The organism is Rhodopseudomonas sp. B29 (assembly GCF_000333455.1).
Classification (GTDB): domain Bacteria; phylum Pseudomonadota; class Alphaproteobacteria; order Rhizobiales; family Xanthobacteraceae; genus Rhodopseudomonas.
Map to the genome: position 1 here is coordinate 1 of NZ_BADD01000757.1, position 7,704 is coordinate 7,704.

The 7,704-nt window shown below is 64.8% G+C and carries 8 protein-coding genes; 4 read left to right on the forward strand and 4 right to left on the reverse strand.

The annotated features are described in order from the left end of the window. Window positions 1-709: diaminopimelate epimerase (dapF, locus tag I5M_RS27275; protein WP_022724295.1), on the forward strand; the 709-nt coding region annotated here is incomplete at its 5' end. Next, window positions 709-1,965 (forward strand): tRNA (N(6)-L-threonylcarbamoyladenosine(37)-C(2))-methylthiotransferase MtaB, encoded by a 1,257-nt coding sequence (mtaB, locus tag I5M_RS27280; protein ID WP_022724296.1) that lies wholly within the window; start codon window positions 709-711, stop codon window positions 1,963-1,965. The genes dapF and mtaB, both read left to right, overlap by 1 nt. A gap of 66 nt (window positions 1,966-2,031) precedes the next feature. On the opposite strand, the gene I5M_RS27285 is transcribed toward mtaB, so the two are convergent. Continuing rightward, window positions 2,032-3,144: a DUF2336 domain-containing protein gene (locus I5M_RS27285; protein WP_022724297.1), complete on the reverse strand. Its 1,113-nt coding sequence runs from the start codon at window positions 3,142-3,144 to the stop codon at window positions 2,032-2,034. 534 nt (window positions 3,145-3,678) lie between these two features. After that, complete coding sequence (locus tag I5M_RS27290) at window positions 3,679-4,578, reverse strand: RluA family pseudouridine synthase (RefSeq protein WP_022724298.1); 900 nt, start codon at window positions 4,576-4,578, stop codon at window positions 3,679-3,681. Window positions 4,579-4,606: 28 nt separating this feature from the next. On the opposite strand from I5M_RS27290, the gene ftsY reads away from it, so the two are divergent. After that, complete coding sequence (gene ftsY, locus I5M_RS27295) at window positions 4,607-5,554, forward strand: signal recognition particle-docking protein FtsY (protein ID WP_022724299.1); 948 nt, start codon at window positions 4,607-4,609, stop codon at window positions 5,552-5,554. 8 nt (window positions 5,555-5,562) lie between these two features. Continuing rightward, window positions 5,563-6,165: a septation protein A gene (locus I5M_RS27300; protein ID WP_031337776.1), complete on the forward strand. Its 603-nt coding sequence runs from the start codon at window positions 5,563-5,565 to the stop codon at window positions 6,163-6,165. Between the two features lie 131 nt (window positions 6,166-6,296). Here I5M_RS27300 and I5M_RS27305 read toward each other — a convergent pair whose 3' ends face one another. Beyond that, window positions 6,297-6,689, reverse strand: a complete 393-nt coding sequence (locus tag I5M_RS27305; RefSeq protein ID WP_022724301.1) for a helix-hairpin-helix domain-containing protein — start codon at window positions 6,687-6,689, stop codon at window positions 6,297-6,299. 321 nt (window positions 6,690-7,010) lie between these two features. Beyond that, window positions 7,011-7,604: a DsbE family thiol:disulfide interchange protein gene (locus I5M_RS27310; protein WP_022724302.1), complete on the reverse strand. Its 594-nt coding sequence runs from the start codon at window positions 7,602-7,604 to the stop codon at window positions 7,011-7,013. Window positions 7,605-7,704 lie beyond the last annotated feature (100 nt).

A 7,704-nucleotide genomic window follows, 5' to 3' on the forward strand; every position in this document is an offset into this window, starting at 1 on the left:
CGGCACGAGGCTTCGTCGCATCTACAACAATGACGGCTCGGAATCCGGCGCCTGCGGCAACGGCATGCGCTGCGTCGCCTCGCAGATGTTCGCCGGCACCGACCAGCAGGGCCTGACCTTCGAGACCCGCGCCGGCCTCTTGAATTGCTGGCGCGGCCCGGCCGACGGACTGTTCACCGTCGATATGGGCGAGCCGAAGTTCGGCTGGCAGGACATTCCGCTGGCCGAAGAATTCCGCGACACCCGCGGCATCGAGCTGCAGATCGGCCCGATCGATGCGCCGATCCTGCACACGCCGTCGGTGGTCTCGATGGGCAATCCGCACGCGATCTTCTGGGTCGACGACATCGATGCCTACGATCTCGGCCGGTTCGGGCCGCTCCTGGAAAACCATCCGATCTTCCCGGAGCGGGCCAATATCACGCTCGCTCATATCGTCGATCGCCAGCACATCACCATGCGAACCTGGGAGCGCGGCGCCGGGCTCACCAAGGCCTGCGGCTCGGCGGCGTGCGCGACCGCCGTCGCCGCCGCGCGGCTGAAGCGCACCGATCGCGTCGTCGAGATGACGCTGCCGGGCGGCAGGCTGACGATCGAATGGCGCGAGAGCGACGGTCATGTGCTGATGACCGGCGGCGCCGAGTTCGAATTCGAAGGCCGGTTCGATCCGTCGCTGTTCGCGGCGTCGCTCGATTCCAATCCGGCCTGATGGCGGTCGAAGTCGTCACCTTCGGCTGCCGCCTCAACGCGGTCGAATCCGAACTGATCCGCCGCCGCGCCGAAGCCGCCGGGCTCGCCGATACGATCGTGGTCAACAGCTGCGCGGTGACGGGTGAAGCGGTCGCGCAGGCACGCCAACAGATCCGCAAGCTGAAGCGCACGCGGCCTGCTGCGCGCGTCGTTGTCACCGGCTGCGCCGCGCAGATCGAGCCGGCGCAGTTTGCCGCGATGCCGGAAGTCGACCGCGTCATCGGTAATGCCGAGAAGCTGCACGAAAGCGCCTGGCAGGCAGCGCGCGCGGCTCTGGGCGGCGCTGATGGGGCTGATACCAAGATCGCCGTGGCCGACATCATGGCGGTGCGGGCGATGGCGCCGCATCTGCTCGACGGTTACCAGAGCGGACTGCCGCGGGTGTTCGTTCAGGTCCAGAACGGCTGCGACCATCGCTGCACCTTCTGCATCATCCCCTACGGCCGCGGGCCGTCGCGCTCGGTCGTGCCGGAGGCGGTGGTGGCGCAGGTGCGGACGTTGGTCGAACGCGGCCACGCCGAGATCGTGCTGACCGGCGTCGATCTCACCTCCTACGGCGCCGACCTGCCGGATGAGCCCAAGCTCGGCGGGCTGGTGAAGACGCTCCTCCGCGAAGTGCCTGAGCTGCAGCGGCTGCGCATCTCCTCGCTCGACTGCATCGAGGCCGATCCCGATCTGCTCGACGCCCTGACCGACCCACGGCTGATGCCGCATCTGCATCTGTCGTTGCAGGCCGGCGACGACATGATTCTCAAGCGCATGAAGCGGCGGCACTCCCGCGCGGAGGCGATCAGCTTCTGCGACGAAGTCCGCCGACTACGCCCGGATATCGCGCTCGGCGCCGATCTGATTGCAGGATTCCCGACCGAGACCGAAGAGATGTTCGCGCAGTCACTCGCGTTGGTCGAGGACTGCGGCCTGACCTTCCTGCACGTTTTTCCCTACTCGAAACGTCCCGGCACGCCGGCGGCCCGGATGCCGCAGCTCGACGGCCGTGTGATTCGCGAGCGAGCTGCGCGGTTGCGTGAAGCCGGAGAAACGGCGCTGGCGCGTCGCCTACAGGCCGAGATCGGCGCAACCCGCGCGGTGCTGATCGAGAGCCCGGTGCAGGGCCGCACCGAACATTTCCTGCCGGTTTCGATCGACGGCGAAATGCCCGGCACGGTTCGCCGGCTGATCATGGCCAGCCACGACGGCGCACGGCTCACCGTTTAGGCGAGAGCGTCTTCGAGCGAAGTTAAGTCCGGTTCGCGACAAGAAGGCGCGTCGAAAGGAAAAGCTCTAGGCGCTCGCCTGGGTGCTTTCCCGCACTTTCCAGAACCGGAGCATGCGTTGCGCGCTGGCCTTGGACAGCTTGGCGAACTCCTGGCCGATCCGATCTAGCTCGGGTGCCGAGATGGAGGTCCCCGAGAACCGCATCTGCAAGATCGCGCTGACCGTCTCCCACCTCAAGTCGGCGGCCCGGCAAGGCACCAGCAGGCCATCACAGCGTGGGCTCTGCATCAGTGGCTTGAGAATGTCGATCGGTGTCGATGCCAAAAGTGATAGCGCAGCAACCGTTTCTTCGTACTGCCGGGCCTTCGCGAAGCGCAGCAGGTCCTTTTCATGGAGTTCGCCTTTCTCCTTGAGGAGTTCGACGAACTTTCGCGCAGCCGCAAAATCCCGCGGCACGGAGACCTCGTTGTCGACGGCCCGGACCACCGAATTCAGGACATTCTGGACCTCGTCCCGAACTTTCTCCGGCATGACCGACAGCAGCCGCTCGCGAACGGCTTCTTTTGCCTTCAACAACAGATCACGTAGAAGCTTGATCGGGATATCGATGCGTCGGCCGGCCTTTTCGGCCAGCAACTCATCGTTCTCGGCAGCCCGGGCAAGCACCGCAAAACTGGCCGCCGAGATCGACGACGTCTCGTTGCTCAGCAGCCGGTGGAAAACTTCCGTATTGCCGCGTTCGACCAGCACGTCGGTCACAGGGTGCGTCAGCGTCGGGCGTCCCGAAATGGCGAGCAGGTGAGCCTGTCCCTTGGTCTTTGCAATCTCCACGAGGTCATTCGTGGTCAGACGCGCGGATTCCGCCAGCACGGGCCCGGCGACTTCGATGTCGTCGTTTCTCGCCAGATTTCTGATCGTTTCCAACGGCGCATTGTCGATCGGAGCTAGTCGAACGCTCAGCTCGGCCAGAGCCCTTGTTTCGATCTTCCGGATCAAATGGCCGAGGACCTGATCGAACACCGCGATCTGATCTTCGTTGAACTTGTTGTTGCCGCCCAGGAACAGATCGGTGATCCGCCGCAACGTCTCGAGGCGGCGATCGGCTGAACCGGTCTGAATCGCGCGCTCGAGTTCGTCCAGCAATGAACCTTGGCTTGCCGCTGCCGCAGAGTCGGACACTTGGGATATCCTCGTGACTGATCGCTTCTTCTGATTGCGTCCACGTTTCTTGCTTCTTGAAAGTGGTGGTACGCAGTATGTTCGGGCTGCAGTGTTCCAAGAGTCAGTTAGACGGTAATTAACGGCCTACGGGTTGGACGTCGAAAATCTGCAAAGACCTATCATTCGTAGTCTACAGCCTTGAGGTCCTCTTAATAGCATCGAAGAGATGTGCCTAATTCTGTGAAACTACGCAGCTTTCCGCCGGGTTAATCCGTGTGCTGATCGGTGATTTCCCGCTTTCGTTGAGGCGCAATCAAGAACGCGCTGTCGCTGACGCCATCGTCAGTGCTGCAAGCATCCGATTAGTTGCGGTTGTGCCGTCAAAGCGTGCAGTCTGACGTGGCGCTGCTTTGCGCGGATCGTACGTAATCGGATTTTGCTTGTACCTGAATTGAGCGTCGCAGACGCTTCCGATACGATGACCGCGCCGCTTGTCTTCGCAGCTCTCTCGTTCAGGCGAGCAATCTACGATGGCCGCAGAGGCGGTTTTTGTTAGGGCGTGCCTGTCGATCCACACGCCTGCAGCCGCGGATGCATGTGCGCTGGCGGCGGCGCTGTTACCACCACCGGCGGCTTGTTGCGCGATAGCGGAATGGTGATCTCCCGCGCGTGCAGATGCAGACGCGGTTCGCCGAAGCGTGGGCCGTTGCCGTAGATGTTGTCGCCGACGATCGGCCAGCCCATCGCGGCGCAGTGGACGCGAAGCTGGTGGGTGCGGCCGGTGATGGGCTCCAACGCCAGCCAAGTGAGATGGGTTGGCGGAAGCGCGTTGGTTTTGGCGCCCGGCCTTCGAGATAGATCATCAGCCTCGCTCCGAGCACTGCGAGCTCCCTCCCCCGCTTGCGGGGGAGGGTTGGGGTGAGGGTGCTCCGAGGATGGCGTCCCGTCGTGGACCCCCACCCCCGACCCCTCCCCGCAAGGGGGAGGGGAGGAGCGACCCATCACTCGCCATCTCGTCAGGGACGGCAGGCCGCTTGGATCGACCTTCTGCCACCAGCCGCGTTCGGCGTTGAGCTTGGCGATCGGCAGGTCGATCTCGCCCTGGCCCTCCGCCGGGCCGCCTTCGACGATGGCCCAATAGGTCTTCGAAATCCGCGAGTGCTTGAACAAAAGTCCAAGCGTGGCGGTCGCCTTGCGGTGGCGGCCGAGCACGAGGCAACCCGAGGTGTCGCGGTCGAGCCGATGCGCCAGCACCGGCGGCCTCGGCAGGCCGTAGCGCAGGAATTCGAACGACGACTCCAGATTGGGACCGCCCTTGGGGCCGCGATGGACCGGCAGGCCGGGCGGCTTGTCGATCACCAGCATCAAGCCGTCGCGATACAGCACGCGCGCCTGAATCTCTTCCGGCGTCAGTTCCGGAACGTCGAATTGATCGGGGCGGCTTTCGTTCATGGCGCGAAACCGCTAACACAGCGCCCTGATGAGTGACACTCCGGAAACCGATAAACCGAGCTGGTGGCGGCGGCTGTCCAGCGGACTGAAGCGCACGTCGTCGTCGATCGGCACGGCGCTGACCGAGTTCATTTCCAAGCGCAAACTCGACCGGGCGATGCTCGAAGAGATCGAGGACGTGCTGCTGCGCGCCGATCTCGGCACGGAGGTGGCGTCGCGCATCGCCGAGGCGGTCGGCGAGGGCCGCTACGACAAGATGATCGCGGCCTCCGACGTCAAGGAGATCGTCGCCGCCGAAGTCGAGAAAGTGCTGGCGCCGGTGGCGCAGCCACTGGTGATCGACGCTGCGCAGAAGCCGTTCGTCATCCTGGTGGTCGGCGTCAACGGCTCGGGCAAGACCACCACCATCGGCAAGCTATCGCAGCGCTTTGCCGGCGAAGGCCGCAAGGTGATGATGGCGGCGGGCGATACGTTCCGCGCCGCCGCGATCGAGCAGCTCAAGGTCTGGGGCGATCGCACCGGCACGCCGGTGATCGCCGGCGCGCAAGGCTCGGACTCCGCCGGCCTCGCCTTCAATGCGCTGACCGCCGCCAAGGAGCAGGGCCGCGACGTGCTGCTGATCGACACCGCCGGCCGCTTGCAGAACCGCAAGGAACTGATGAACGAGCTCGAAAAGGTGGTGCGGGTGATCAAGAAGGTCGACACCTCGGCGCCGCATGCGGTGCTGCTGGTGCTCGACGCGACCGTGGGTCAGAACGCCCTGTCGCAGGTCGAAGCCTTCACGGCGACAGCCGGCGTCACCGGCCTCGTCATGACCAAGCTCGACGGCACCGCGCGCGGCGGCATCCTGGTCGCCATCGCCGAGAAGCACAAGATTCCGGTGCACTTCATCGGCGTCGGCGAGGGCGTCGACGATCTGGCGCCGTTCACCGCGCGCGACTTCGCCAAGGCGATCGCCGGCACGGAGGCCGCATGAGCGATGTGATCGAGAAGACCAAGCCGCATCCGCTGTTCAAGCTCGCCACCGAGCTCGGGCCGCTCCTGGTGTTCTTCGTCGTCAACGCCAAGGTCAATCTGTTCGCCGCCACCGGCGCCTTCATGGTGGCGGTGGTTGCTGCGATCATCGCCTCCTACGTCGTGACCAAGCATGTGCCGATCATGGCGCTGGTCACCGCCGTCGTGGTGCTGGTGTTCGGCACGCTGACGCTGGTGCTGCACGACGAGACCTTCATCAAGATGAAGCCGACCATCGTCTATGCGCTGTTCGGCGGCGTGCTCGGCGGCGGCCTGTTGTTCGGCCGCTCCTTCATCGCCATCATGTTCGATCAGGTGTTCAACCTGACGCCCGAAGGCTGGCGCAAGCTGACGCTGCGCTGGTCGCTGTTCTTCTTTGCCATGGCGGTGCTCAACGAAGCCATCTGGCGCACCCAGTCGACCGACTTCTGGGTCAATTTCAAGGTGTTCGGCATGGTGCCGCTGACCATGCTGTTCGCGCTGATGCAGATCCCCCTGACCAACCGCCATGCGGTCGCCCCGGCGACGCTCGACGAGAGCGCGGCGGAAGAGGGCGACGTGTCGGGGCGGTGAAGCCGCTTGCCCCAGGCCGTCATTGCCGGGCTTGACCCGGCAATCCATCTTGTTGTGAAGGGATGGATGCCCGGGTCGAGCCCGGGCATGACGTAGTACATTGACACGTTGGCGTAGCGCGATCGCCGCGCTTACTTCTGCTTGGCGATGATCTTGTCCTTGATGCCGTCGTAGGTCTTCTGCGGCACGATCTTCTTTTGCACAAGCTCGTCCTTGCCCTTGTAGGGGCGGCCCTTGATGATCGCCGCCGAGTAGGCCTTGCCGACGCCGGGCAGCGCGTCGAGCTGTTCGGCGGTGGCCGAGTTGATGTCGAGCAGCTCTGTCTTTTCGGACTTGGCCGGCGCCATCTTGGATTCGGCCTTGGGTGCGGGCGCCATCTTGTCGGTCTTTGGGGCCGGCGCCATGGTGCCGGACGGCGCGGTCTGGGTGCCCTGGGCCATCACGGGATTGCCGGCCAGCAGGCCGAAGGCGAGAGCGGCCGCGAGCGGCGCGAGGGTGAGGGAGCGCAGCTTCAAAGTACGCATCGGGGTGTCCTCCAAGGACGTTGTTAGTAACGAAACCAAGCTAGCCGCCGATTCATGGCGGGTCCATGGCCGGCAAATGAACCGCAAATAAATGCTGCTGATTATTTCTCAGGGCGCCGCGTCCGCGTGGCACGGAGTAACCTCTCCCGCTCGCCGGAGAGGTCGGCCCGGCGTAGCGCAGCAAAGCCGGGACGGGTGAGGGCGCTTGGCCTATCCATGATTTACTGACTCAGTGCCTGGGGCGCCCTCACCCCAGCCCTCTCCCGCAGGCGGGAGAGGGGGCGCGCCGTGCTTGGAGTGATACTGCGGATAACTATGGGCTCAGGAGCCCGCCAGCGCCTTGTCGATCTCGGGCTTCAGCACCTTGTCGAGATTGTCGGCGGTAATCGGTCCAACGAGCTTGTAGGCGATTTTGCCGTCGCGGCCGACAACGAAGGTCTCCGGAACGCCGTAGACGCCCCATTCGATGGCTCCGCGGCCGTTGGCGTCGACGCCGACGATGCCGTAGGGATTGCCGTAGCGGCCGAGGAAGCGGCGGGCGTTATCGGGATTGTCCTTGTAGTTGATGCCGACGACCTGGATGCGCTTGTCGTCGCTGAGCTTGGTGAGCAGTGGCGCTTCGTCGTGACACGGCACGCACCACGACGCCCAGACGTTGACGACGCTCACCTTGCCCTTGAACTGTGCCGGGTCCAGCCCCGGCACCTGGGCGCCGGCAGCGTAGAGGCCTTCGAGCGGCGGCAGCACGGTGGCGGGCGCCGGCCGGCCGATCAGCGCCGAGGGAATTCGGGATACGTCGGTGTCGCCGAGCCGCAGCCAGAACAGCGCCGCCAGCGCGGCGAACACCAGGACAGGCAGCACCACCAGCCAGGACCGGCGCTTCGGAGCGGAGTCGGTATCGTGCAGTTCGGTCATCGGCGCATCACATGTCGGTGGCGGCGCGGCCGGAGCGCCGCACGGTGCCGCGGGCCTCGAGCTCACGCAGCCGCGCCCTCAGCGCGCGAAATCGACCATA